The 26,882-nt window shown below is 39.0% G+C and carries 26 protein-coding genes; 5 read left to right on the plus strand and 21 right to left on the minus strand.

From position 1 onward, the window contains the following. Positions 1 to 56: 56 nt before the first annotated feature. The 9 genes from EZY12_17960 to EZY12_18000 all read right to left on the minus strand — a co-directional run bounded on the left by EZY12_17960 (position 57) and on the right by EZY12_18000 (position 8,318). A complete protein-coding gene (locus EZY12_17960) occupies positions 57 to 524 on the minus strand; it encodes a phage tail protein (protein ID QSX66659.1) in 468 nt (155 codons plus the stop codon). 202 nt (positions 525 to 726) lie between these two features. Beyond that, the gene (locus EZY12_17965; protein ID QSX66660.1) at positions 727 to 1,089 is read right to left on the minus strand and encodes a phage tail assembly protein; all 363 of its coding nucleotides are present in this window, start codon (positions 1,087 to 1,089) and stop codon (positions 727 to 729) included. An 11-nt stretch (positions 1,090 to 1,100) separates the two neighbouring features. Then, positions 1,101 to 1,550 (minus strand): phage tail protein, encoded by a 450-nt coding sequence (locus EZY12_17970; protein QSX66661.1) that lies wholly within the window; start codon positions 1,548 to 1,550, stop codon positions 1,101 to 1,103. Positions 1,551 to 1,574: 24 nt separating this feature from the next. Continuing rightward, positions 1,575 to 2,702, minus strand: a complete 1,128-nt coding sequence (locus EZY12_17975) for a phage tail sheath family protein (GenBank protein ID QSX70723.1) — start codon at positions 2,700 to 2,702, stop codon at positions 1,575 to 1,577. Positions 2,703 to 2,904: 202 nt separating this feature from the next. Then, positions 2,905 to 4,170 (minus strand): phage tail sheath family protein, encoded by a 1,266-nt coding sequence (locus tag EZY12_17980; GenBank protein QSX66662.1) that lies wholly within the window; start codon positions 4,168 to 4,170, stop codon positions 2,905 to 2,907. Positions 4,171 to 4,250: 80 nt separating this feature from the next. Next, positions 4,251 to 5,150, minus strand: coding sequence for a carboxypeptidase regulatory-like domain-containing protein (locus tag EZY12_17985; GenBank protein ID QSX66663.1), 900 nt, complete (start codon positions 5,148 to 5,150; stop codon positions 4,251 to 4,253). Between the two features lie 347 nt (positions 5,151 to 5,497). Further along, on the minus strand, positions 5,498 to 6,070 hold the full coding sequence (locus EZY12_17990) for a DUF4255 domain-containing protein (protein QSX66664.1): 573 nt from the start codon (positions 6,068 to 6,070) through the stop codon (positions 5,498 to 5,500). Between the two features lie 45 nt (positions 6,071 to 6,115). Then, positions 6,116 to 6,346, minus strand: coding sequence for a hypothetical protein (locus EZY12_17995; GenBank protein ID QSX66665.1), 231 nt, complete (start codon positions 6,344 to 6,346; stop codon positions 6,116 to 6,118). A 37-nt stretch (positions 6,347 to 6,383) separates the two neighbouring features. Further along, the gene (locus tag EZY12_18000; protein QSX66666.1) at positions 6,384 to 8,318 is read right to left on the minus strand and encodes a hypothetical protein; all 1,935 of its coding nucleotides are present in this window, start codon (positions 8,316 to 8,318) and stop codon (positions 6,384 to 6,386) included. A gap of 826 nt (positions 8,319 to 9,144) precedes the next feature. Between EZY12_18000 and EZY12_18005 the strand changes: the two genes are divergently transcribed. Further along, positions 9,145 to 9,639, plus strand: a complete 495-nt coding sequence (locus tag EZY12_18005) for a DUF2808 domain-containing protein (GenBank protein ID QSX66667.1) — start codon at positions 9,145 to 9,147, stop codon at positions 9,637 to 9,639. Between the two features lie 186 nt (positions 9,640 to 9,825). On the opposite strand, the gene EZY12_18010 is transcribed toward EZY12_18005, so the two are convergent. Beyond that, positions 9,826 to 10,704, minus strand: coding sequence for a M23 family metallopeptidase (locus EZY12_18010; GenBank protein QSX66668.1), 879 nt, complete (start codon positions 10,702 to 10,704; stop codon positions 9,826 to 9,828). Positions 10,705 to 10,961: 257 nt separating this feature from the next. Here EZY12_18010 and EZY12_18015 point away from each other — a divergent pair, with 257 nt between their 5' ends. Then, a complete protein-coding gene (locus tag EZY12_18015) occupies positions 10,962 to 12,164 on the plus strand; it encodes a trypsin-like peptidase domain-containing protein (GenBank protein QSX66669.1) in 1,203 nt (400 codons plus the stop codon). A 99-nt stretch (positions 12,165 to 12,263) separates the two neighbouring features. Here the strand turns inward: EZY12_18015 and EZY12_18020 are convergent, their stop codons facing one another. From EZY12_18020 to EZY12_18030, 3 genes are all read right to left on the minus strand, one after another. Next, positions 12,264 to 12,608 carry a DUF760 domain-containing protein gene (locus tag EZY12_18020; GenBank protein ID QSX66670.1) on the minus strand — a complete coding sequence of 115 codons (345 nt, stop codon included), beginning with the start codon at positions 12,606 to 12,608 and terminating at the stop codon, positions 12,264 to 12,266. 209 nt (positions 12,609 to 12,817) lie between these two features. Continuing rightward, complete coding sequence (gene scpB, locus EZY12_18025; protein QSX66671.1) at positions 12,818 to 13,345, minus strand: SMC-Scp complex subunit ScpB; 528 nt, start codon at positions 13,343 to 13,345, stop codon at positions 12,818 to 12,820. Between the two features lie 45 nt (positions 13,346 to 13,390). Beyond that, positions 13,391 to 14,071 carry a 2-C-methyl-D-erythritol 4-phosphate cytidylyltransferase gene (locus EZY12_18030; GenBank protein ID QSX66672.1) on the minus strand — a complete coding sequence of 227 codons (681 nt, stop codon included), beginning with the start codon at positions 14,069 to 14,071 and terminating at the stop codon, positions 13,391 to 13,393. Positions 14,072 to 14,198: 127 nt separating this feature from the next. On the opposite strand from EZY12_18030, the gene EZY12_18035 reads away from it, so the two are divergent. Beyond that, positions 14,199 to 15,140, plus strand: a complete 942-nt coding sequence (locus EZY12_18035) for a glycosyltransferase family 9 protein (GenBank protein ID QSX66673.1) — start codon at positions 14,199 to 14,201, stop codon at positions 15,138 to 15,140. A 104-nt stretch (positions 15,141 to 15,244) separates the two neighbouring features. Here EZY12_18035 and EZY12_18040 read toward each other — a convergent pair whose 3' ends face one another. Beyond that, on the minus strand, positions 15,245 to 15,733 hold the full coding sequence (locus EZY12_18040) for a CRR6 family NdhI maturation factor (GenBank protein QSX66674.1): 489 nt from the start codon (positions 15,731 to 15,733) through the stop codon (positions 15,245 to 15,247). Positions 15,734 to 15,951: 218 nt separating this feature from the next. Here EZY12_18040 and EZY12_18045 point away from each other — a divergent pair, with 218 nt between their 5' ends. Together EZY12_18045 and EZY12_18050 are read left to right on the plus strand one after the other, a co-directional pair. Further along, positions 15,952 to 16,404 (plus strand): transcriptional repressor, encoded by a 453-nt coding sequence (locus EZY12_18045; GenBank protein QSX66675.1) that lies wholly within the window; start codon positions 15,952 to 15,954, stop codon positions 16,402 to 16,404. A 53-nt stretch (positions 16,405 to 16,457) separates the two neighbouring features. Further along, entirely contained in the window at positions 16,458 to 18,131 is a 1,674-nt protein-coding gene (locus tag EZY12_18050; protein ID QSX66676.1) for a DUF3685 domain-containing protein, read from the plus strand. Between the two features lie 763 nt (positions 18,132 to 18,894). Here the strand turns inward: EZY12_18050 and EZY12_18055 are convergent. The 7 genes from EZY12_18055 to EZY12_18085 all read right to left on the minus strand — a co-directional run bounded on the left by EZY12_18055 (position 18,895) and on the right by EZY12_18085 (position 26,795). Then, the gene (locus EZY12_18055) at positions 18,895 to 20,352 is read right to left on the minus strand and encodes an NAD(P)/FAD-dependent oxidoreductase (protein ID QSX66677.1); all 1,458 of its coding nucleotides are present in this window, start codon (positions 20,350 to 20,352) and stop codon (positions 18,895 to 18,897) included. A 50-nt stretch (positions 20,353 to 20,402) separates the two neighbouring features. After that, on the minus strand, positions 20,403 to 21,479 hold the full coding sequence (locus EZY12_18060; protein ID QSX66678.1) for a threonine-phosphate decarboxylase: 1,077 nt from the start codon (positions 21,477 to 21,479) through the stop codon (positions 20,403 to 20,405). A gap of 26 nt (positions 21,480 to 21,505) precedes the next feature. After that, positions 21,506 to 21,808 (minus strand): HU family DNA-binding protein, encoded by a 303-nt coding sequence (locus EZY12_18065; protein ID QSX66679.1) that lies wholly within the window; start codon positions 21,806 to 21,808, stop codon positions 21,506 to 21,508. A gap of 310 nt (positions 21,809 to 22,118) precedes the next feature. Beyond that, the gene (locus EZY12_18070; GenBank protein QSX66680.1) at positions 22,119 to 22,559 is read right to left on the minus strand and encodes a helix-turn-helix domain-containing protein; all 441 of its coding nucleotides are present in this window, start codon (positions 22,557 to 22,559) and stop codon (positions 22,119 to 22,121) included. Positions 22,560 to 23,441: 882 nt separating this feature from the next. Beyond that, complete coding sequence (locus EZY12_18075) at positions 23,442 to 24,722, minus strand: VWA domain-containing protein (protein ID QSX66681.1); 1,281 nt, start codon at positions 24,720 to 24,722, stop codon at positions 23,442 to 23,444. Next, entirely contained in the window at positions 24,719 to 25,975 is a 1,257-nt protein-coding gene (locus EZY12_18080; GenBank protein QSX66682.1) for a VWA domain-containing protein, read from the minus strand. Before EZY12_18080 ends, EZY12_18075 begins: the two co-directional genes overlap by 4 nt. Positions 25,976 to 26,333: 358 nt before the next feature. Further along, complete coding sequence (locus EZY12_18085) at positions 26,334 to 26,795, minus strand: DUF29 domain-containing protein (GenBank protein ID QSX66683.1); 462 nt, start codon at positions 26,793 to 26,795, stop codon at positions 26,334 to 26,336. Between the last annotated feature and the right edge of the window lie 87 nt (positions 26,796 to 26,882).

Raw genomic sequence — 26,882 nt, forward strand, 5'->3', positions numbered from 1 at the left:
TTAATTTTTGCTGATAGAGATGATGATTTTATGTAATGTATCTTGACTGGTTTTAACTATGCTTTATAAACTCCTCTATGCACTAATTCCAGCCGTTCAAATGCGACTTCTGAGCCATTACTAGCATTTAGTTGTGGACCTTCCCAAGCTACCGGATAGGCTTTTTTAAAGTTCCATCCTATTAGTTTATCCTGCTTACTGTCTCGCACCATAATCGTACCGTTCAAGAGACGAATTTTACCTCTAGTAGCATCTTCATACCACTTCCATAAATCATCTCTTTCTCCTAGTCCCCGCTTGAAAACCAAATTAGGATAGTTCATATATTTAGGGAATTTATGAACGTGGTGATGAACCCCACCCTCCACATAACTCTCCAGTTCTATGTTGCTGCTTAATCCTGTCACTTCTGAAAAGCCACCCACTGTCAGTCCTTCAATTTCCACCATAAAATTGAAAGCCATATAGGGATCTTGGGATTTCTTTTGAGAATTACCCCCACCTTTTTTTTGCGATTTTGCCATGAAAGTCTCCTCTTGAGAAAAGTTTTAATCTCAAATCCTTAATTGCCTGACTGCTGATTAATCTGCTGATTAATGTGGGCAACTTGAGTTACCCACTGTTGCCGTTCCCAGTGTTCCATGTTCATCACTTGATCATAAGACCAGTGAAAGTGATAGGAAAGATAAGCTACCTCCTCCAACAGGCGTTCTGGGGGGTAGCAGACTACTCCCCCAAGGGGGAGGTTTCTACTTCAAAATCTCCTCCACAATGGGGACAAGCAACCTGAAAGCGGGTGTTACCATGGTGATTGATTCGTTGGTAAAAATCTTGCAGGTAAACCAAGTCCCCAGAAAATAATTCCTCAATAATTTTGGTATTGAGTTGGTCTAAAGTTCCTAGCTTAGTAATCACCCGTGCGAGCAGAATAATCACCAAATAACCCGGATTTCTCTGTACCCTGGGGTCGCGCAGAGGAGCTATTTCATCATAGGCTGTTGATAGTCGCATCACTCCTTCTCGATGAAGGATTCCTTCTGCATCTATATAACCGTGAGGCAGGGTAAACAGAAATTCAGTTTGGTGCATTTTCCCTCGTATTAATCAACGCTGATTCCTTCGTGAACTAATTCTAGTGATTCAATCGCTACCTCGCCAGCGGTAGCATTAAAATCTGGACCACTCCAGGTGGTAGGCCAACATTTTTCCAAGTTCCAACGCAGTTTTTCTTCACCTTTATCATCGGCCAGAATAATCGAAACGTTTTTCCGATTGTCTTCCATTGGTTCACCATCTGTGATTTGCTTGTGCCATTTCCAAAGTTCATCATTGTCAGTGATTCCTCGTTTCAGGCTGATATTACTGAAACTATTTAACCCACCAAGTTGTCTTTGAGCAAGAATTTTGTCTGTTCCTTCTCTATAGGTCGTGGCTGCCCTGGTAGCCGTCAAACCACTACATTCTCTAAAGCCTGCATGAACGATTCCGTCCCACTCTACCCAGAAATTATAACCATTAAATGGATCGTGAGTATCTTTAATAGCTGGCATGGTAAGTTCTCCTGAAGTAAATTACTAAGATTCAACAAATCTAACACCGCTACTGCCGTGAACTAGGGAAATAACAATAAATTCACTAGGAGTAGTGGGTGCTAAACCAATTTCCGTGACTATTTGTCCGGTATTGCGGATAGCTGGGGGGTTGGTTTCCTCGTCACACTTGACATAGAAAGCCTCTTCGGAACTATCCCCATGGATAGCTCCCTGTTCCCATAGGGATTCACAGTAAACTGTTAATTCCCGCTCTATACGACCCCACAAATTTCTGTTGTTGGGTTCAAACAGAGTATCAGCTAAATTCCGTTCTGCCCACCGGAGGACAGTGATTTTTAAGCGGCGAATGTTGATATATTGCCATTCTGGATTTTGGCTTAAGGTGCGTGACCCCCAAATCCGCATTCCCCGACTTCTAAAACTGCGAATGCAGTTAACTCCTGATCCAGTTTGAGGATTTAAGATTTCCGCATCTGTATCAGTAAACAAAAAACTTAAATCCAGCACCCCTTCTAATAGGTAGTTAGCCGGAGCGCGATAAACTCCGACTTGCCGATCATTACGGGCATAAATTCCCGCAATATGACCACAAGGGGGAATGTTCATAGGGGCGTTTTCTATTTTCAGCCAGGGGGTATAGAGCGCACCGTTATCGCTGATTAATCGTTGTTGTTGTGTTTTCAGGGCTTCTATGTCTTCAATTTTGGTAATACTGAAGCCATCAAGAATGGCAAAGCGATCGCCCATTCTCTCACAATGCTCTAGGACTGCTTTTTGCATTTCCATAGCCACTTCTGCCTCAGAGTTTTGCATAATATCAGGCGCGCAGACTAAATCAATGACATCTAGTCCTTCTATTGCCCGCAATCCGTTTTGCAATTCCGAGAGAGTGTTATTTAGCAAAGGAACGACATAACACAGACTACCACCATTGGTAAAGAAACCCCTTACGGCATGAGCTAAATAGCCATCTAGTGTTTCTATTTCTGCCAATCCATTTTGCAATTCTGAGAGAATATTATCTAGCAAAGGTAAGACGGAAGACAGACGACTGCCATTGGCAAATAAAACCCGCACCAAATGCAGTAAATAACTATGAAGTAATGGCTGTCCAAAATACTGCCCAAACTGAGTCCAAAGTGTGAGCATTTTCGGCACGGGAAGACCGTTTTCCTGAGCATTGTTAACCGGAGCGACTCCCAAGAACACCGGAACACCCGTTAGTAAATCTTTACCCGGTAAGGTAGGAATATCCTCTAAATATACACCAGGTGCTGTTAAGTTTAGGTGTGTAGATGTCTGCATAGGTTAATCAATTTTGGATATAGGTCATTTCAGTGCGGTCAGGAGCCTATTTTTTCTTTTCGTCTACGATTTGGCTAAGGCGGAAGATGACAAATTCTGCTGGTTCTATTACCGCCACCCCGATTTCCGTCACTACTTGACCAAGTTTACGAACATCCATCGGATTGGTTTCCGCATCGCACTTGACAAAGAATGCTTCTTGGGGACTTGTGCCAAATAATGCCCCTTTGCGCCATTCATTGGTGAGGAATGCAGTAATATTGCGGCGAATTTTTGCCCAAAGTTCTGGGTTATTGGGTTCAAAGACTACCCATTGAGTTCCTTCATCAATTGACTCCCGCAGGTAGTTAAATTGACGACGAATATTAATATATTTGAAGTCTGGATTGTCTTTCCCCGCGCCTAAAGTCCGCGCTCCCCAAATGCGGATATTACCATTGAGATTGCGGATACAGTTAATCCCTATCTCGTTCAGAGGACCCTGTTTGATTTTGCTGATATCTTGCTTTAAGCCTACTGCTCCCGAAATTGGCTCATTAGCAGGAGCTTTATGCACACCTCTTTTATCGTCTACGCGAGCGTAAACACCAGCAATATGACCACTAGGAGGAACAAATTTCAATTCGTTGCTGGCGGGATCGAAAACTTGAATCCAGGGGTAGTATACTGCCGCATAGTCTGAGTTTCCTAGCAGTTCATCACTACCTGGTTTTAGTTGATCCGAGTCAATGGCGATATCTTCTATTGTATCCAAAATCGCAAAGCGATCGCCTAACAATCGGCAGTGATCATTAATTTCACCCAGGGCTACCTTACTGGTAACACCCGGAGCCGCGACGATGGCAATTTCATCAATGGCTTCAAACTTTCCTAAAGCCCTATCCTGACTAATTTCTGATTCTGCTGTCACCCATATTACAAAACACCTTGTGCCGCCATTTCTGAAAAAGCCATAAACAGCATGAGCGAGGATATTTTGACCGGGATTATCCGAGAAATCCCCGAAGAATTTCTTAAATTCAGTGAAATTTGTACAGAGTTTGACTTCACCAGACTTAACTGAAGTTGAAAGTTCTACCTCTTCTGTGGCTTTTTTTTGGTCTTTCGACACAACTGAATATTGGTCTTCACCAGGAATAAGCTGACCTTTCTTCACCAAGGTTGAAGAAACTGTAGCACCTTCCGCTACTTTCAAACTGACGACACCAATGAATCCAGCCGTACTAGTTCCTACACCAGCAATAGGTGCTAACCCTGAAGAAATTTCATCAACATAAACGCCAGGAGCTAAATTGGCGAAATTGGTGGGCATAATATTTTTCCCTTTTTTTGTGATAATCGGATAAACAAAATTGACAGTTGCGAGTTGATACCTATTGCAAAAAAAAGCTATCAGTTGGAAGTCAACTGGAAATCTAAGGATTTCACCTCCCCAGGCTGTAAACTGATTTCTTTTTGCGTTCCAGGATATCCTTTAGCTGAAACTATTACTGTTATGGGAGTATTTTTGGCTTCTATCCCAACGATTTGATAATTCCATTCTCCTTGTTGTTGTTTAATAATTTCAATTGAGCTAAAAGTGTATTCTCCACTCCCTAAAATCTGGACTCTAGCCATGCCAACTGCTTCTGTATCATCCGCATTCGTGATTTTGCCTCTAATGGTGGTTGGTTTCAGTTCTAATTCTACTTTCCTAATATTATCAAATAGATCAACATTTTGATCTTGGTTAATAATATTATTTTGATTTTTTCGCCCAATCTCAACTTGACATTGACTCTTGACATAGCGCATTTTAGCACCAGACAAAGATGCCTCTATGCGATATAATCCGGCTGGCAAATCCCTAAAATAGAACCAACCATCAGCGGCTGTTTTAGTCCGTCCTAAGTGAGAATTTTTGGTCTTTGGGTCGAGGGGAAAATAGTCAATAATTTCCTGAAATCCTAGAAATTTATATCTACCACTAAGGTGGGAATTTTCCAGAAATACCTGAAATAATTCTAGCTTATTAGTAGCTTTTAAGCTAGGATTTCTCAGATTTGTTTGTAATTCTTGAAGTTCTTGAGGTAAGGCTAAGTTGGGAGGATTGAGATCGGGATTAAAGGAGTGCCACTGAATTAATGAACTTGGTAATCCAAATAATTTAACTTGGAAGATTACAAAATTAATAAATTCATCAGGAGCATCAATAATCTTGACCATAGCACCTGCAATTCCCTCTCCTGTGATAGCATCTCTAACTTGTCCGGCTATGGCTATTTGATCATAAAATCGTTGTCGCTTTAGCATTTTTTCAATAGTTATCGCAGAACAATTCAGGCATGAGGAATTAAGGCTAATAGCTCTGGAAAGTGAGCAAAATGTTTTTAATGTATAAATAAACCTCTCTCCAAACCTCTCCCCGACGCGGGGAGAGGCTTTGAAACCCCCATTCTAGTAATAAAAAAAGTTTTTCCTTTTCCCTCTTCTTTTAGGAGAGAGTTAGGGAAGGGGGTTAGGTGTCTGGAGATTATCGGTTTCATCTAATACTTTATGGCTAACGCCACGCTTCGCTATCAAACAACCTCTAAGGGGAAGATTGGAAAATTCTGTTCCCTGCTTTTTGCAAGGAGAGTGGTTCGTTTTTCCCGCACCCCCTATATAAATTCAATTCGTTTATCAAGCACCAAAGGAAATTCTTCTGTTTCTTCATCAACTGGAACGGCAATTGTGACCGTATAGTTGAGTGCTGCTTTAGGTTTTCCCCCAATTGCTTGCCAAAATTCCCCTAAACTTTGTAAGTAGCTAGAACGCAAACCAACTGCTACTGGTAGAGGTTCTTGTCCTTGCAAACTGCCTTGGAGAATTGCTGCTGGTAATGTCCGATAGCGGAGTAATAATTTCATTACTTCCCCTAAGATGTGATGTTCTTGTTGAGGATCATCGGCATTAGCCCAAACGGTAATCAAATAGGAACAATCTATCCTAGCTGGAGGACGTTTTTTGATTGCTGTACCGTTTTGACGACGTTGCACCGACCATTCACTACTCCGTAATTCCAGATTTTCTCGCACATCATAGAGGAAAAGATTAATCGCCGGTTTCTGTTTGATAGACCCTTCTAATGGCATATCAAAGCTAATGGCAACATTTGTTTCCGTTGACCTTTGCAATTCTGGTAATTCGTGAGTTAGTAATTGTTTTAGGGTGCTATCTAAGTCGTCCAACATGATTGAATTCCTATGGAAAAAGACAGATATATGATGATCAAGAAGTTAAGTTTCAGAAATAACTTCTATGGTGCTTGGGGAGAGTTGGTCTACTTGGTGATTATTTTGATTATTATCAACAGCCAACTCTTCTTCTAAGACCTGAATTGCTCCACTAATGCGGAGTAATGTTTCCCGGAGATTGGCCTTTTGGGAATCTAAATTAGCTAGTGCTTTTTGTCCTGCTTCGTATTCTGTGGTTAGAGCTTGCAGGCGTTTTTCCAGTTGTTCCCTCATTGCGATCTCACTTGCTAGTTAAAGGTTTTGATTGCCATTAGAAACTATAGGGAATTTCCAAATCATGAGTACCCATTTCCCGGAAATTAAGTCCAGTGTTTTGCTTGCTCATATCAATTTTGACCTTGAGGTAGGGGATAACATCAGGTCTGGGTTTGGGAATTAAATCAGCCGGAATGTACGCAGCGATATAGCGGTTATATAATTTACTATTCCAATGGCGGGCGAAGGGATTATCGTAAGTGGAGAGGAATCTTTCAATGGGCTGACCATTGACAGTAATACCACTGTGCGTACAACCATTCCAGTTGCTATTATGCTCAACCATATAGAGTAACTTGTCCCGTCCAGACCATACGACTGGAACCAGCAATTCTAAACTGGTTTTTTCAGAAATCTTTGTATAGTTATCCCCATTCCAAGAGTCACCGTCTTTTTCCCAATTTGTGGCATCACCCCCATTGACTTTCCAGTGATATCCAAGTGCTGATTGAGTAGCGTGAGACCAAGGGTTTTTACTGAATGCCAATCCAGATAACCATAAATCAGAACCTTGCTTAGAAATCAAGGTTACTTTCCCGGATCTCCCGACTGGAATAGGTTGCCATTGGTGTCTATTGCTATGGCTATCAGCGAGAGAACCATCGGGACAGTAGCAATTACCTTCTCTCCTTCCACCTGCCCAGCGTCCTAAGTTTTCTTTGTATCCATCTAGGAATTGGGCTTTGACGACGTTCCAACGATCACCGGTTGTTCTGATCCAGAGAGTATCGTACCCTTCGGGAACTGTGACAACTGCCCCTGCATCATCTTCCTCTACGCCACCATAGAAAATCAGTGGACGGTCGTTCCAGAGGTTGCTACTTGTATGCCTTGTTTCAGCATCGCTGAGGGGTGTTTTGAGGACACCGTGTCTAGCAATTACGTTGGCATCTCTGGCATCAAAAATATTTTGATAAACAATGGGATTCTTCGGATACATCCGGTGTTGCATCGGGTTTGTAGACTGTAGATGTAAAGCCCGAATTGCACCGTTAACATCGAGTTTTCTTCCTGGAGTAGTTGTCCCGATGCCAACATTACCTGTATCACGTTCGATAGTGAGTCGCGGGGTAGCAACTCCGGCGCAATAGGATATCAACTTGATGACAGATGAACTATCTGCTGCTTTACCACCTTCGGTTGACCAACCATAAAGCCCATCTGGTTTGCTAGAGAGGGAAATTGTCGGTTTTTCCTGAGTGGGGGCATTTAAAGTTGCTAGTCTCTCCTTAATTTTTGCTTCTATATGTTTTTTGACGGCTATTTCTGAAGGAATGACATTGATGCGATCGCTTTCTGTGGCAATAGTTTCAGATACAGCAATAATTTCTGAACTGCCCAATTTTAATCTACCGGATACAGTCAAATCCCCTGTGATTGCTAAAGATTTACCGTCACTTCTGAGGGTAATCTCTTCACCTTGTCCACTGGGCAACCGCGCTCCCGAATATTGACGGACACTGTTATCTACTTTTACTTGTCCGTTTTCTAGGGTGAGCCTAGCTAAAGTAATCGTTTTAGCATCTTTCGTCTCAATCGCTTCCAATGCAAGTATGGGTTCTTCTGCAAAGCGGGTGAAACTATCGGGAATTTCCGGTTGCTGTAATACTTTTGGTTCTTGATGATATCTCAGACACACCCAGCATGGTGAGTTAATTTTGAGATTGCTTTTTTCTGACCCTAGGATAATCAGATTACCTTCACCATCAATTGCTGTCCCAGATTTGATAGTAATCGCAGCTTCACCTGCCATTGCTTCTACTTCTAGCCCTTCGACAATTCCGGCTAAATGCAGTTTGCTATTGACATAACGCTGGCGATCGCTTAGATATTTATGTGCTAACTCGAAGTCCTCATCCAGGAGATACTGTCCTGGAAAATAGTTAGGACGTTGCAAGGAAAAATTACTCCAGTCTTGTTGCTGTACCATGGGAATTTTATTGTAAATTTCTAAATTATACCTCGCTTGAATTATAAATTCCAATGGTAGCCAAAAAACTTTAAATCTTACCTATGATAAAGAAGGTAAACATTACACAGTTTTGCTCCCAGAAAAAGCTTCAGGTCAGTATCAAGTGAAAATGCTTGTAGATGTTGAGGGCAAAAAAGTAGACGGTCGTTTTAGTTTTAATAAGTAGGGCTTGCTGATAGCGTAGCGTGGCGTAAGTCATAAAAGTCTTTTCGTGAAGTAGGGGCGTATTGCAATACGCCCCTACAGGAGCAATTAGTTAATAAACCACGTATTCCTCACGGGATCGGAGGGATACAGAAGCGTTCGCGGAGCGTCTCGATAGCTTGCGTGGCGACGCAGGAGCTATAGAGATAGGACACGAAGGAAGAAGGAAGAGAAGAGTTGGGCAATTAGCTCTCGAATTTACGCGGTTATTTTTAGTTAAAATGCAAGGGTTTTAAACATCTATTGTTAATAATCTTGCCCTTTTTTGCGTGTAAAACCCTGTAAACCTTTATCTATCAATGCTTTTACTTTCTGTCAGCAAGCCCTAAGTAAATCACTGAATTTTATGAGATAGATCCCCGATTTCTTGAAGAAGTCGGGGATCTTTTTTTTGTTCTACTAGATTTCATCCTAATTTCATCTTCTTAACCTAATGTTGTATTTAGCGCAGTAGTTTACTCTATTTGCTTTGTTGATCTCTCAATTTTATGAATTGTTTTGTTGCTGTATTAGTGAACTATCAAACTAATAAATAGGGAAACGGACTTCTTTAGATAATTTAATCATTTTGGAAGTAAATATGAATAAGCTACTGATTTACACAATTGCATTGACTCTGACTACTGCATCTTTGATCTCTCCTAGCCATGCAAGCTCTAGAACTAATGATGGGATGGTTCCCCATATTGATAGTAATTCACAATTTCCTCCCACACGCTGGGGAATTGGGGGAACTTTTCGACATACTTTCCGGTTGCACATTCCCCAAAACAGCAAACCTGTTACCCAACTGCTTATCAAAGTTCCAGACGATGTAACTTTGAATAATGACATTAAAGATATCAATGTTGTGAATGAGAATGAGCAGAAAATTAACACTAATGTATCTGTCACTGGAAAAACTATACTAATAGTTTTCACAGAACCAGTTGCTCCTAATACTAAGTTTGAGATTGACATTAACAAAATAAAAAGGCAAAACCTTGGGAATGGTTCTGTTTACAGCTTTTCGGCTAAAGAGGTTGGCATTGATGCCATAATTCCCATAGGTGTTGCTTGGTTTCAACTCTACTAAGAGACTTCCAAATAAAAAAATATCCCAAATTTTTTTGTAGTGCAGGCATCTTGCCTGCTAATAATACAAGGACGGGCAAGATGCCCATCCCACAAGATTGGATAGCGTAGAACTAGTGCTGCTGCAAGAAGTTCATTTTTTCATGATTCTGTCCAGCCTTACATAAAATCGGTATAATCACTATTTTTAATTGCTTAAAAACCCTTTTGGATCTTTTGCTTGCCAACCAAGAGGCGCATTAGAACGCATTTCAAAATGAAGGTGGGGTTGAGTGGAAGTTGGTTGTCCGCTAGTTCCAACGGCTCCCAAAATATCGCCTTTATTGACTCTTTGACCGAGAGTAACTTTGATGCTGTCAAGTTGGGCGTAACGGCTTTGTAAGCCATCTGCGTGGTTAATAATCACTAATTTGCCATAACTACCCTGATCTTTAGCAAATACGACGATTCCAGGCGCGATCGCTTGGACAGGAGTATTCACCGGTGCTAACAAATCTACGCCACTATGAAAAAAAACGTCTCCTGTGATTGGGTGAATTTGCCAACCATAAGTTAATGCCACATCTGTACTACTTGGCAAAGGATAACCAGTAATTTTTCCAGCGGGGTTACTAGGTGCGGTAGCAATTGTCCCAGGAGTGGTAGCTACCCCTGGAAGTACGGGTAAAAAGACAAATTTAGGCTTTTTCTGACAACCATTAATTTCAAATACAGTATCTGGACGGACTTTATACTTAGATGCGAGTTGTCGCCAGCTTTGATTAGGAGGGACTTCTACAACAATTCCATTGAAAGGGAGAATTTGTAGTTCTGTTCCTGGACTTACCACGCCATTCTTAACAGATGGATTAATACCAGTAATTGTTTCTGGTGCTAGATTATAGCGACTAGCTATAGTTGCTAAAGTTTCACCACTATTAACTTGATGACGTTGAATGCGAGCTAAAACGGGAATAGGGCATTTCCCTGGACTAGCGTTGACGCTTTGTGATTGTAGAAGTGTGGAGAATAACCCTAAAGTGCTAAATAAACTCAAAAAACTTAGTGAAAAATAGAAAATTTTCATGTAAATAAGTCCAGAAACCGCTAATTTTTAGATTTTAGTGGGGAATAGTTAAAGATAGGATAAAGTTTTTCCTCTATCTTTCTACTACCTATTTTGAGTAAATTCATGATGAAATCTCAGAACTAGATATGATCCCCGAATATGCTGACGAATTTCTGATATTTATATCTCAAATGATCTGTTCACTGAACGTTTGTTTGACTACACTAAAGAGATAAGCTTCCATCTGTCCTTGAGCGCCATTATTCTTAATAATTATGAAGGTATCTTTGAAACAACTGGCTGTTTATCTAGGTTTGGTTGTAATTGGCGGAGGTAGTGGTGTAGTTGCTAGTCGTTATTTTTGGACACACAATCTTTCATTTCAAGAGTTAAAAAATGTTGCCATAACTTTACCTGCTGAATCTGTGGTTCCCCAACCTGTCAATGGCATACTTAACTCTCCTGGAGGTGATAATGTGAATTTTATCGCCACTGCTGTTGGTAAAGTTGGTCCCGCTGTCGTGCGAATTAATGCAGTTCGGAAAATATCAAATCCGATGACTGAAGCTTTTAAAAATCCCTTGTTTCGTCATTTTTTCAAAGAAGATGGACAATCAATGCCCTCAAACAAAATTGAGCGGGGGACAGGTTCAGGATTTATTCTCACAGAAGATGGTAAGTTACTAACTAATGCTCATGTAGTAGAAGATACAGATACGGTTCAAGTTACCCTCAAAGATGGGCGAACTTTTGAAGGTAAGGTAGTAGGAATTGATACGGTGACAGATATAGCCGCAGTCAAAATTTCCGCCCATAACTTGCCGATAGTCAAGTTAGGTAATTCACAAAATTTAATTCCTGGACAATGGGCGATCGCTATTGGCAATCCTTTAGGCTTAGATAATACTGTCACTATTGGCATTATCAGTGCCACAGATAGAACTAGCGCTCAAGTAGGTGTGCCTAATAAGCGCGTGAGTTTTATCCAAACAGATGCAGCTATTAACCCTGGCAATTCCGGCGGACCACTCTTAAATGCTCAAGGACAAGTTATTGGTATGAATACCGCTATCCGTGCTGATGCTCAAGGACTCGGTTTTGCTATCCCCATTGAAACCGCCTTTCGTGTAGCCAATGAACTGTTTACCACAGGAGAAGTTGCTCATCCTTTTTTAGGAATTGAGATGATAGACATTTCTACAACCACAAAACAGCGGCTGAAGGAGGAAGATAAACTAAACATTCAGCCAGACGTGGGAATTGTCATCAGAAAAGTCATGGAAAAATCCCCAGCACAGATAGGAGGATTACTTCCTGGTGACGTGATTCAAAAGATTAATGGTAAACAAATTAAAATTTCTGCTCAAGTCCAAAAGATAGTTGAATCAAGTACCGTTGGGGACATTCTCGCAATAGAAGTCAACCGCAATGGTAAAACTCAACTCTTTAAAGTTCGTTCCGGAAATTATCCTAAATAGAAGGGAACAGGGAACAGGGAACAGGGGAGGGGAAGAAACTTTTTTTTTGTTCTTTGTTTTTTGTTCTTGATGAACTCCTGACTCCTGACTCGGTGACTCCTATTGATTGGACAAATGTTCCAATTGCATCCTCTGTTCCATTTGGCGGAGAAAATAACCCGTCATCATTGCTGATGCCAGTAGTCCCGCTAGATTATCCCGGTCTGTTGTAATTTGCACATTAAAATGTTCTGTCGGTACCACTCCCACTAGTCCTTGGACATTCTGGGAAATGATTTGTTTAATTTCGGGGCTGACAGCTTGGGCGACACGGGCTAAAACTTCAGGAGATTGATGCTGTAAATATTTAAGTAATTGATTGGGGTTATCCCCAAAGTGATCATTCAGAAGTTGATTAGGGTGTTGCGGGGAGTCGTCATGTAAAAAATCAGGATCAAACACCATTGGCGATTTATATTAGCTTTACTGCTAATTCTACTCTAAACCATATTTATAGACTAGCGCATTTTCTACAAGGAATGGATAATTGGTAATTATACTCAGCACGATTAAAACATGGACTTTTAGAGGCTTATGAAAAAGCTAGATGTGTAGGGGTAAAGCAAGAGCTTCATTAGTGTCAATTTAAGGGGCGTATTGCAATACGCCCCTACTTATCCCTCCAACTCTAGTTCTAGTTGTTGTTCCTTTTCTGGAATTGCCAAAATTTGGGGTAGTTGTTCGATTTGAAAATACTGATGAAATTTTGGGGTTATTTGTAGGGCAAAGGAGCGAGAATCACTCTCTCGGCGTTTGCGAACAAAACCAGATTCTACTAATTCTTGAACGTGCTGATAAGCTCCTGAACCCCGTAAATTAATCAATTCACTTTGCAATATGGGGTTATGGAGGGCGATCGCTGCTAATGTCCGTAAAGCTCCCACACCGAATTCTACGGGGATTAGAGCTTGGACTAAATCATGGAAATCTGACCGCAGTTGTAAACTATAACCATTTTCAGTTTCTACAACTTCTAAAGCAGTATCTCTACGGGCATAATTCTCAATTAGTTCGATAATTCCTTCTTCTGCTGTGAAGCGATCACACTTCGCATATTCAGCAATTTCACTGATAGATAAGGGTTTACCCTTTAAATAAAGAATCGCTTCTATTTTGCCGACTATAGGTATATTCTTGGGCATTAGTTATTAGTCATTGGTCATTAGTCATTAGTCATTAGTCATTAGCTATTCCCTATAACTAAGTATAAATTCTGCGATCGCTAAATCTTGAGGAGTAGTAATTTTCAAATTAGTCTCCTCTCCGGGAACTATTCTCACTTCCATACCGCATTTTTCAAACAAAGCCGCATCATCAGTCACTTCCCAACCTTGACGCACACCTTCAGCATGGCACTGTTTTAACAATTTGACATCGAACCCTTGAGGGGTTTGGGCAGCCCAAAGTTGTTTACGCTCTGGTGTACTTTTAATTATGCCATTTTCATCAACGACTTTAATTGTATCTTTCACCGGTACAGCCGCAATTAAACCAGAACAACTGAGAATTGCCTCTGAACAAGCATTAAATAAATTTGGTGTTGCCAAACAACGAGCGCCATCATGAATCAATACTTGTGCTGCATTATTTGGCAATGCCTGTAAACCATTATAAACTGACTCCTGACGGGTAGAACCACCAGAAATTAATTCTATTGTTTTTTTCAGCTTTAAGTCAGCGATAATGGCCTTGAAGTCATCCCAATCTCGAGGTTGAGAAACAATTCCTATCCAACTAATAGAACTTGCAGCTTCTGCTGCTAACAAAGTCCAGGCAATCAAGGGTTTTGAACGTACCTGTAATAAAAGTTTATTACGATCAGCACCCATTCTTTTGCCACTTCCGGCTGCGGGAATTAGTAAATGCACAACTTTTCCTTAATCTTCAACTAAATAAATTCAAAATTCAAAAACTCTTGATTTCTCAACTCCTGATTGATAATTCTCAATCCCCATATTCTCCTAAAATAAAAAACAATAAGCGTTAATAAATATTATGCGTGTAGTAGCCCTTGTCCCTGGTTCAGTTGATAACCAAATTCTTTTTTTTGCCACCCTTGATGATCTAAAGCGTTATTATCCGCAAGCGCAAATAGATGTGATTGTAGAACCCCAGTCAAAAGCTGCTTACCGGGTTAGCAAGTCAGTTCATGATGTATTAACCTTTGATTATAAAGATCGTAATAGTCTAGCTGATTGGGGTAACTTAGTCGGCATGATCCGAGATCGGGAGTATGATGTCGCTATTATTGTCGGACAAAGTTGGTTAGTGAGTTTACTAATGTGGTTAACAGGAATCCGCACACGTATTGGCTACCAAGGACAAGGTGCGGTGTTTCTGAGTAATCCCATTACACCTAACCTATCCCAATATGTGGCAAAAATGTACCATGACTTACTAAAACCTTTAAAAATAGATACTCCTTGTCCAGCATTAACCGTAAATGTGCCTAAACTAGATATTGAATGGGCGCAAGGAGAACAAAAACGTCTAGGAGTAAATGACACAGGTTTTATTCTCATCAATGCTGGGGGAACTACTGTAGATACAACCTATCCTGTAGAAAATTGGCAACAAATCATTGCAGCTTGTCAAGAAAAACAACCAGATTTACCTGTTGTTGTCATTAAAGAAGCCAATAATGACGCTTTTGTGCGATCGCTTTTAGAACATTGTCACAATATTAAAGTTACTTCCCCGGATGATATTGGCAAATTAACCGCTATCATTGGTGGTGCTAGTTTAATGTTATCTGTGGAAAATAGTCTTCTTCAACTGGGTATAGCAGTAGAAACATATACAATTACTTTGCTAAGTTCTACGGACGCAGAAAAATTATTACCTACAAGCGAGAAAGTCTTAGCTATTACTTCACCAACTGGAAAGTTAGCGGACATTCTCCCCCAAACAGTCCTAGAAAAAATTTGGGGAGGCTGAGTGTTAATTTTGGATTTTGGATTTTGGATTTTAGATTGTTAGATTCAAAATCCAAAATCATCAAAGAACCTTCATCTGTATTATCTTTCTGTTCCGGTGTTCCCTTACAAATTAGTTTTTTCAATCATTTCAAAGAAAGCATCATCCAATTCATAACCCAGAATTTGCGCCAAAGATTTAAGTCGAGACGGACTAGCAATATTTTGTCTTTGTAGCCAATCACTTAAAACAAAAATTTTGTGCATCAAAAATATTTCTAAAGCTTCGGGGTTATATTGGATACCTTCTTTAGCACTAAACTGATGAGGTACTAACATCGCTGCATACCTAGCTAATTCTCCCGCTTTCCAGTCTAGTAAAAATGGCAACCAGGGATACTTAGCATCAAGACGCACAAACCACAGTCTTACCTCTGGAATTTCCGATAGTTCCCGCGGATCATTTTCTTCCAGTTCATAATTAATTTCTAGACGTAGTTGCTGTTCATGGGAAGAAATGCTTCCGGCTTGCAGCAGTGGTTCAATCACCGTTAGGGCAGGTGATACATCTAAACTATCAATAAAGTCGTTGTTGAGGGTGATTGTGATTGTCATGGACTGTGATAGCTACTTACTTACTCAACAGTGTTGAGAATCCACAGTAGCAGTTTTTTAACCCCTTTAGGTAGACATTTAGAGGAACTTTAAGATAAAGTTGTGATGAGTTTGTTTTAGATTAAGAATAATTTTCTGGAATTTTGCAGAAGTAAGTCCTGTTGTGCGAGTATTTTGAATTGATTTGTCCCCAATTTCTAGAGTTTACAAGCTGAAATATGTACAAGCAAGCGAGTTCTCCTAAACCTATTCGTTCGTTACAAGATGCTTTGGATAGGTGTCAAATGTTGGGAATGCGTGTCAGTCGTCAACGGCGTTTTGTATTGGAGTTGCTTTGGCAAGCGCAGGAACATCTTTCTGCCAGAGAGATTTATGATCGACTTAATAAAGAAGGTAAGGAAATTGGACATACTTCTGTGTATCAAAATCTAGAGGCTTTATCTAGCCAAAGTATTATAGAGTGTATTGAACACGGTGATGGGCGATTATATGGAAATAACAGTGATTCCCATAGTCATGTTAACTGTATGGATACAAATCAAATTTTAGATGTGCATATAGAATTACCTGAAGAGTTGTTACGTCAAGTAGAAGCACAAACAGGGATCACGATTTCTGAATATACTATTAACTTTTATGGTCATCGTCAGGAAGTAAGTGTCAATGATTAGGAATTCAAAATTTTAAATAGCCTAAAAAATCAGTAATCTACTATTTTGTAAAAATGAGCGATCGCCTTTTACAATTCTTATTAATTGACCCAGATCCAATTTTCCGTTTAGGACTAAAGGTAACACTCGAAGCTATTCCTAATTTACAAGTAATAGCAGATGTTGCCACAGAGACTGCTGCTTTACAGGTTTTATCGGAAATAAATTCTCGGCAAATTAAATTAATCATCTTAGAATTAGATAATGAACAGCTAGAGTTACAATTCTGTAAACAACTAAAAGCTTTATATCCCCACATACCTGTATTACTTCTAAGTTCCAAACCTCAACCAGAATTGCTCATTGGTGCAAAAGCGATAGGGATAAATGGTTATTGTCCTAAAGGTATCTCAATTTCTCAATTAGTCCCCATAATTCAAGAAGTAGCTAATGGTGGTTATTATTGGTTTGTAGATCCAGTAATTATTAATTCTTCTTTACCATTTGTTAAATTGCGAAGTAATTTACAAAATTCAGGAATTAACAATATTGATCAAGCTCTTTATCAAATCACAGAACAATTAAAATTACCGGGAAAAACTCTATTAAATAAAGCAATTTTAGCAGGACAACGACGGGAACTTTTAGCGGCTCGCTGGGTTGTTAATCACTTATTAACAACCGAGGAAGAAAGACAAAAGTTACCAAAAAAAATACTTAGTAGTCAAGTAGTTTTCAAATCAGATTCACAACTATTGATCAATATACCACCTGTAGTGAGTTCTCAAAAACTGCAATCTGAATTGTTGACATTATGTTCAACTAAACTGCAATTTGCTTTAAATAATATTAGTAATACACCTTTAGAAATTGATATTCTTCGAGAAGATAAAAAAAGAGAGTTACTTTATATTATTCTCCAAAAATTTTCTCAGCAATTGGATGAAATTCATACCTTTAATTTTGATAAAAATCAACTATTTAATTTAACAGATAAGATTTTAATGGATTTATGGCAATTTACTATTACAGAATTTTTTGGTAATTACTCCCAGATTAGTTTAGATAAACAAGAGATAAATATAGTTAAATTTTTATTAGATAAAACCACAGATTCGCAAACAGAAATAATCAAAAAAGTCCCTTTATTTTTTGAATTGTTATCTTATTTGCTACTATTCACAGATTTATGTATTGATAATATCTCTTACCCTGCTGGTAGCACAGAAGCTCAATCTCAAGCATTAGTAATTTTAGAAAATTTATTTATTCACATCGCTAATACTGTAATTCAACCTTTATTAAATTATTTAGCAGATGTAGAAACCATTAAACAAAATTTTTATGATCGGCAAATGATTTCCACTAGGGAAATTGAGAAATTTAGAAATAACTTATCTTGGAAATATCAATTATATCAATATATAACTGAAGCGCAAACAATTTTTGAAAGTCGTCATGAATTATTTATTTTTTCCCCTCGGGGAATTGCTAAAATATCAATTTATTCTCCTCGTAATCAAGAATTAGCTCAACTTTCTGGTGTTCCTCTAGGGGTAACATTAATACTAGAATTTCGGGATGCTATTTCCCCACGCATACAATCGTTAGTAGGGTTTTTAGGAACTGGAATTGTTTTCGTGCTTACTCAAGTAATCGGTAAGGGTTTAGGTTTAGTGGGTAGAGGTATTTTACAAGGAATTGGTAGCGTTTCTTTGACAGAAAAAGGACAACGGAAGCATAAGTGATTGGGAAAAGTGGGAATTGAGTAAAGTTGGGTAATTCCTAGTGAATTTACATAGTTAAGTAAGTAGGCACAATTAAATATAATACAGGGGCAGGCAAGATGCCCACCCCACAATAAGTATAATATTCTTGTGGGGTTAGCTTCTGGCTTACCAAGTAGCACTCTCAAGAAAAAGTAAAGGAGATTGCTGCTTTATTCAAAACAGACGCGATTACTAGACATCTCCAGAAAAGAATGTAGAGACGTTCCATGGAACATCTCTACGAGGGTTCTAGGAAACGCACGTTTAATTTTTACCAGATGTCTCCTGGTAATCGTGCAACCAAATTACTCTAAGAGACTTACAATTAAAAAAATATCCCAAAATTTTTTGTAGTCGGGCATCTTGCCCGCTAATAATACAAGGACGGGCAAGATGCCCATCCCACAATGGATAGCGAAGCGCTGCTGCAAGCAGTTCATCTTTTTTGTGTAGTTCTCTAATTGGTGAATTGTAGGATCAACGCGAGATAATATAAAAATAGATTCTTATAAAGAGATATCATGCAAGCATATAAACTTAAGATGAGAAAAAGATTTAAATAACAATTCAAAAAAACTAATAAATAAATTTGCCAGATCATAACAAAACAATTAGTCGGTTTTAACCGACTTTAGCTATTAGACAGGGAATTGATTCCCTGTCTAATAGAATGGCTGATACAACGTTCGGGATATGGATTTAAAAACTTTGATAATTCCCGAATGAGATGCTTATCCATTGGCTATAAATTCCAATCACGACGATAATTAAAGAAACTTAGTAATAATTCTTGTAAAACATGATTTTTATTAATTCTGTGTCTATTCCATTCTCGCGCTGTTTCTCTAAGAATTTCGGAAAAGCTGGGATAAATAGGCGACAATTTAGCTAAATGCTGAACTTTAATATTTTGTGATATTGCTAAACTAATTAAATTAATTAAGTATCCTGCTTCTATTCCTAATATAGAACAGCCTAAAATTTTGCCATTTTCTAAAACTATTAATTTACAAACACCTGTAATTTCTCCGTGTATTTGTGCGGCTGTAGCTGTTTTAAAATATTGCTTTAAAACTAAAACTTGATTTTGAGGATATTGGTTTTTAGCTTGAATTTCTGTTAAACCAACTTGGGCTACCATTGGCTGAGAATATATTCCCCAAGGAACAGATTGATAATTAACTTTCAGTCTGGGAAAAAATAAAGCATTTTCTACGGCAATATTAGCTTCATAATTACCAATATTCTGAATATCATAACCGCCTAGGACATCACCACAAGCATAAATACGATGATTAGTTGTTTGCAATTTTTCATTGACAACCAAGCGGTGTTGATGCTGTTTTACTCCTACTGCTGGTAAATTCAGATATTCTAAATTTGGCTTTTGTCCCGTAGCAATCAAAATTTCATCAGTTTCAATCGCTAAATTTCCGGCTTGCACCCATTTTTTATGGTCTATTTGTCGGATTTGAGTGACTTGGGTTTGTGTGAAAACACGCACACCATCAACTTCTAATTGTGCTGTTAGTAATTGGGCTATTTCTGGATCAAGATCAGGCAAAATATGGGAATATTTAACTATTAATGTGACTTTACAACCAAATCTAGCTAAAATCTGAGCAATTTCTATACTTTGAGGAATACCACCAATAATTACCCAATTTTCTGGTAATGTTGTTTTTTCTAAAGATGCCCAAATATTAGTTAGAGTCAGATATTCAATCGTATCTAATCCCGGAATCTTGGGAATTAATGGACTAGAACCATTAGCGAGTAAGTAAGTGCGACTATATAACCGTCTTTCATTAACTGTAAAACTTAATTTCGGAGCAGATTGAAATTGACCATTATCAACAATAATATCAACACCTTGGGCAGTTAAATTAGCTAAAGAATTTATTTGATCAAGATTTTTTAATACAGCATTTGCATAAGACAATCCCTTTGTCCAATTAAGAGGTGCTATGTTTAGGTTAATATTTGTTTCATAAATTCCTAAATTTGCTAAATTACGAAATTGCTGGGGAATTTGATTAATTTCACTTAGCACATATTGATAATTTAAATTATAGTTATGAGAAATATCTGCGCTAACAATCAAACCAACTTTAGCCTGTAGCTGAGTAGCGATTAAAGCAGCTTGGTATCCAGTAATACTGCCACCAATAACGATGATATCATAATCAATATTACTCATTAGTCAGTAGGGGCGCAGGGCCTGCGCCCAGTCAGTTGTTTTTTTAATTTTTAATTTTTAATTTTTAATTCTTTAAGACCGGTTAATAGGCGTTGGTTATCGGATTCAGTGCGGACTGCAACGCGGAAATAGCGATCGCCTAATTCCTTAAAACTTAAACAATCACGAATTAAAATCTGGTGTTGCTGAAGTAGTTGCTGTTGTAACTGAGAAGCAGATTGTTGAGATTCTACCAATAGGTAATTAACAGTGCCTTCTAGGGGTCTTAAACCGGGAATTGATTCTAGACCTTGAAATAGTTTATTTCTCGCCGCTGGTAGCCATTTCCAGGTGTCGTTTTGGAATTGTGTATCTTGGAGAGCGGCGATCGCTGCGGCTGCGGCTAAAGTATTGACAGGCCAGGGATCTCGCCATAATTTCCACTTTGCCAACCGCTGGGGGTGAGCGATGGCATATCCCAATCTTAGCCCTGGTAAACTGTAAAATTTGGTGAGCGATCGTAAAATCACTAAATTCTCATATTCTTGCACCAACCCAATGAGACTTTGTTCCTCCTCTGGAGGCAAAAAATCCATAAACGCTTCATCTACAACCACCAAAGCAAATTTTTCTAAATACGGTAAAACAGATTCCCGGGAAAATAATTTTCCTGTCGGGTTGTGTGGATTATTCAGCAGTAACCCAAATTCTGAAGTTTCAAGGCTGAAATCTGGCAATAGAGCCATATTCTCCTTCCCTGTGGACAGATCTACAGGAAACTCCAGCAATCTAGCGTTATCAACCGCAAGAGTGCGGTAATAGTCGCCAAAAGCTGGAGTTAGCAAGACTGTTGCTGTTAATTGTGCTAATTCTCTACCCACTAGAGTTAATAATTCTGCTGAACCATTACCTGGCAAAATCCACTCCACAGGTATTTGATGAAAACGACTCAGAGCTAGTCTCAAGTCACTATACTCTGGGTCAGGATAATTTATCAGATTACCCAGTTGGGACACAATCGCAGCAATAACGCTGTTTGGTGGTCCCAAGGGGCTGATACTGGCAGAAAAATCCACAATAGCATCAGGGGAACAGCCAGCCAGTGCTGCTGCCCAAGATAAGTTTCCCCCGTGTGCTTGTTGTGGCATCAAAAATATCCTTCCTATAACCGAACTTACTCTTTTGGCTCTTTTGGCTCTTTTGGAGGTGCTACTCTTTCTCTAAACAGTTTCCCAGCCGAGAAAGCAGGAACTCTAGTAGCGGGAATTTCCATTTTTTCGTTGGTTTTGGGGTTGCGTCCTTCACGGGCTTTGCGTTCCCGTGATTCAAAAGAACCAAATCCTACCAATGTTACCTTATCACCAGAAGAAACCGCTTCAACAATGGTTTCTATGGCAGCGCTCAGAACTTGGTCAGCCTGTTTCTTGGTAACGTTAGCCTTTTCAGCTACTGCATCAACTAATTCGCCCTTGTTCATATCAAACTCCTAAAGTTTTATCAGAGATTATTTAAAGATGCACTATTAAAGCACACTTACCTAAATCTCTGTTTGTAGAAATACAAAAATCGTTCTTTGAGAATATTTACACTCAAAACCGCTGTAAATCTCATTGATTCGACTTTTCAATGAATCATTCTAAGGCGTTGTAGCCCTAAGTGGATAGATGAAACTATGAATTTATATAGATTTCAGGATTTTTGTGGTTTTTTCCCTCTTTCTTGTCGTTAAAACATCCTATTTTTAGAAATAAATACTTAGCTGTCAGTTGTCAGTGGTCGGTTGTTAATTATCCTCTCTGTGTATTGATGACCTTGCCCCTGGCTTTAAGAACTCTGCGGAGTCGGTCAGCACTTAAATGAACTTGTCGCTCAGATGCTAGTTTTTTGGCTAGTTGTTTAGAGCTATAAGTCTGAGGTTCTTCTAGGAGACAGTTTTCTAAATAGTGTAAATCATCTTCTGAATAACGGGGTTTTCCTCCTCGACCTGGAGCATCCCATAATCCTGCTAAACCCATTTTTTCCCAACGATGTAGGGTCTGACGGACTGTAGAAATCGCCCAGTTTAAACCTTGAGCAATTTCCTCATTTTTTAATCCCCGAGCGTTCAATAGCAAAACTTGAGCGCGATCTTTAGTGCGTTGAGGAACGTCTTTGGCTTTTCTCAACTCTTCTAGTGTTAATTTTTCCTCATCAGTTAACAAAATTCTCAGTCGGCATCCCATAGTCATTTAGCTCTGATTAATGTATTTAGTATAGTTTTAATTACAGGATACAATAACTACATTATATTTTTGATTCGTTACTTAGAATATATTGGTTTTACTGTAGTTTTATAGCCGTAAATATTATTTGAACTATTTTTTAATCTTGTCAAGTGTATCCATCTATAACAATCCTAAAAAAAAGGTTTGGTGCTATAACCAAACCTCCATAATTGCTGTGCTTAACAACGTACTCAATTAATTTAATGCTACTCTGGTAACAGATCATCTTCCTAGAGGATGTGTACAAATTTTTCTAAATATGATATATCACATTAACAATACATATTAATATTGTTAGTATTTATTTCTATGAAACTTTACTAAATAGGGCTTGCTGAATAAAGCAAAAGAGTTGATAGATAAAGGTTTGCAGGGTTTTATAACCAAGCAAGTGCAAGATTATTGACAATAGATGTTTAAAACCCTTGCATTTTCACCAAAAATAACCGCGTAAATTTGAGGACTAATTGTCCAACCTTCTCTTCCTTCTTCCTTCTTCTTCCTGCTTCTTCCTCTTTATTCCTCCTGACTCGGTGACTCCTGACTCGGTGACTCCTAGTCCTTACGAAAAGACTTATTCAGCAAACCCTAAATACTTTAAACATAAAAAAGGCCTGGCTGTGAGCCAAGCCTTTATATATACCAGGTGTTTACCATATATGAATACTTTAAACCTTATATTATTCCTATTCATCTGCCTATAAGGTGTGTACAAATTCAATAAAATATGATATGGCGGGTATCTCTGGTAGTTTTTTAGCGATAGCGAAGCGCTGCTGCAAGCAGATCGCTTACGCAAAAATTGTTGAAAAATCTATAGGGTAGGCTTTTCAACCCACCCTACAGCTATGCTTTCAAAACAGTCTTTGATGCCATTCTCGTCTTTTTGCGGTCAGCTTCTGTTAGTTCTTCACCGGCTTGTAAGCGAGTTGCCGAAATTTGTAACACTGTGGCTGCATTGGTATCACCGATTTGTAAAGCGGTGTTAGCAGCAGTTTGGAGCATGGTTGCTGCCCCAATGCGATCGCCTTGTTCTAATTTTGCTTCGGCTAATTGAGTTTGGCGATATTTAGCTAATACCAAAATTGACTGTAGCACCTGAGCATTGAGAGCAGGTCCATAGGTCTTGGTGAAATTAGCATATATTGGCATCAACGGAGAAAGTAATCCCTGTTTATTCAGAGATGGATCATCATAGCGAATTTGGACATGGCCAATGACTTGTTTCCCTTCTGGTAATTGTCCCAGATAAATATTCGCTAAAACTACCCGTTCCGCATCTTTCATTAAATCCCCTAACCGCACTACCAAAGTCCCATTTGCATCGGTTTCTACTGGTAGTTCGATGGTATCTGGTGCAACTTGGGCGATGGGTTTAAGTTCTGCTAGACGCACAGCGGGAATGAAAGATAGAAGTAAGTGGGCATTTGTTAACCCCACTGATTGCACCCGACGAAACAGCCTTGCAAATTGAGTTACGGCTTGTTCGGGGTTCTCAATATAAGCGAGAGTCCCACCTCCAGCATCAGCAATTTTTTCTAGTAAGTCTGGGTTCCAGTCATGACCAAAACCCAGGGTGTTAATTGTCAGGTTGAGTTTGGCAGCTTTTTGGGCAAGTTGTAAACACCGTTTATTGTCATTTGGTCCAATTTGCCATTTCCAAATTTGTAAGCCATTATCCCCATGTCCATCTGTGAGGAGGAAGGCTTGGGAAACAGTCCCTTTTGTGCCTTTGAGTAATTCTGTAATCCCCAAAGATAAACCTTCAGCAATTACAGTGCCACCAGCAGCCTTGAGCCTGGCTTTTAGCTGAGTTTTGATGGTTTCTATATTTTGGACGATTTGGTTGGGAATAATGACTCCAGATTTGCCAGCAAAACCGATCACGGAAATGCGGTCGCCAACTTTTAACTGATCCAATAATTGCTCAACTGCTTGAATCACGATATTCATGGGTCCACCGGACATAGAACCACTTTGATCGAGAATCAAGCACAGATTCAATGGCAAATTTTGTTCAAACTCAGACGGAATTGCGGAAATGGAAATTGAGAGTTGGCGTTGATTACTTTGTTGGGCAGCATCAACGTTAGTATCATTTAGAGCCGATGTTAGTTGAACTTTCATTGAGGAGAAGCATCTTGCAAAACAGTTTTTGAGACAATTCTGGTTTTTTTGCGATCGCTTTCTGATAACTCTTCCCCGGCTTGTAAGCGTGTGGCGGAAACTTGTAACACCGTTGCCGCACTAGTATCTCCCATTTGTAAAGCTGTTTTAGCCGCCGTTTGTAACATCGTGGCTGCCCCAGCCCGATCACCTTGCTGTAATCTCGTTTCTGCTAACTGGGTTTGCCGATATTTGGCTAAAGCTAAAACCGATTGTTGTACCTGGGGATTTGGTGCTGGTTGGTAGACCCCGGTGACATGAGCATAAATTGGTAGATTGGGGGAGTATAACCCGATTTGGTTATGGGCAGGATCATCGTAGCGAACTTGAATATTAGCGATCGCCTGTTTACCTTCTGGCAACTGTCCCACATAAATATTAACTAAAACTACCCGTTCCCCGTCTTTCATTAAATCTCCTAATCTCACAGCCAACCGTCCATCACTTTCTGGTTGTACTGGTAATTCAATGGTATCTGGGGAAACTTGGGCTATGGGTTTGAGTTCTGCCAACCGCACATTTGGCATTAAGGATAATAATAGTTGAGCGTTAGTCAATCCCACTGTTTGCATTCGACTAAACAACCGCCCAAATTCCGATACAGCCTGATCTGGGTGTTGAATATAAGACAACGTTCCCATCCCAGCATCAGCAATTTTTTCTAAAACTTTATCATTCCAATTGTCACCAAATCCCAATGTATTCAGCGTTAAATTATAACTGGCTGCTAATTGGGCAAATTTTAAACAGCGATCGTTATCACCATGTTCATTTTCGCCATCTGTGAGTAAGAATGCTTGGGAAACGGTATCATGTTTACCTTTGGCTAATTCCTCTATTCCCAAACGTAAACCCTCATCAATGGCAGTTCCCCCATCAGCAGTAAGTTGTTTAATTTGCTTTTTGATATGTTCTCGGTCTGTAATTAACTGATTGGGGATTAAAACTTTGGCACGGTGATCAAACACTACAATACTGAGGCGATCTTCAGAAGTTAGACGATCTACTAATAAACTAGCAGCGGTTTTCACAGTTTCCAGGGATTTCCCCGTCATGGAACCGCTATGATCAAGTATTAAGCATAAATTTAATGGTACAGTCCGATCTATGGTTTCACCACTGGCAGAAACGGAAATTGCTAATTGACGTTGAGTGCTGGTTTGATTGGCATCTATGCCAGTATCATTTAATGCTAGTTGTAAATTAACTTTCATAATCTCTATTTCCTATCTCATCTAGACATACATAATTTTATAGATAACTTCACACGACATCTTCCCTAGTACGGAAAACAAGTTAATTTAGGAGTCACCGATAAATGGAGCCTAGAAGTCGCGGAACCATACGGACAATCCACACCCGACAGGGAATCAATTCCCTGTCTAATAGCTAAAGTCGGTTAAAACCGACTAAGTAGGTGGAAGTGAAATAACCAAAATATGTTTAGTGATATAAATTTTATACAGCTTAAATCAGAAATCTCTGTGAGAATTTTAATAACCCATGTACAGCAACGGTTTTGGATACATTAAAAGAATGTTTTATCACAAGAGGAACGGTAGAACCTAGAATTTAATTATTCAAAAAGGAATTTTTTAGGGTTTCTTCTAAAGTAAAAGGAGATTCTTTAGGAAAGAAATTTAATTTCATTCCTGTTTCTTCAGATGCTTTTAAACGAGCTTTTTCATAACAATCTGTAAATATTTCTATAAGTAGAGGTTGCAAACTAGGACTATCTTCTAATAATAATTCAATACAAATACGTTGTTCTGTAATCGTACTACGCCAGCTTTCACTGCGTTTTTCGGGTTGATATTGCCATTTTAGTAAGTGCATTAGTAGCACAATTAAACGGCTTTTTAACTCCCGTTTTTCACTTCTTCCCATGCTTTCAATTTCTTCTATCAGATTTGCTAAATCAATTTCTGCAAATTTTCCTGCTTTTAATTGTTTAGATGTTGTTTCTATCCATAGGTAAAAATCTTGTTCGTAAAGATTATAATTTGTAATTACTCTTGGTTGATGTGTTGTCATAATAATTTCTAACCTCCTGCAATAATTCTATCAGTAAATCATTTTATTGCTTCTCTTTCTTCATGTTCAACTTGAGGATATCTAATA

Origin of the sequence: Dolichospermum sp. DET69, assembly GCA_017355425.1 — a bacterium.
In the GTDB taxonomy this organism is placed as follows: Bacteria; Cyanobacteriota; Cyanobacteriia; order Cyanobacteriales; family Nostocaceae; genus Dolichospermum.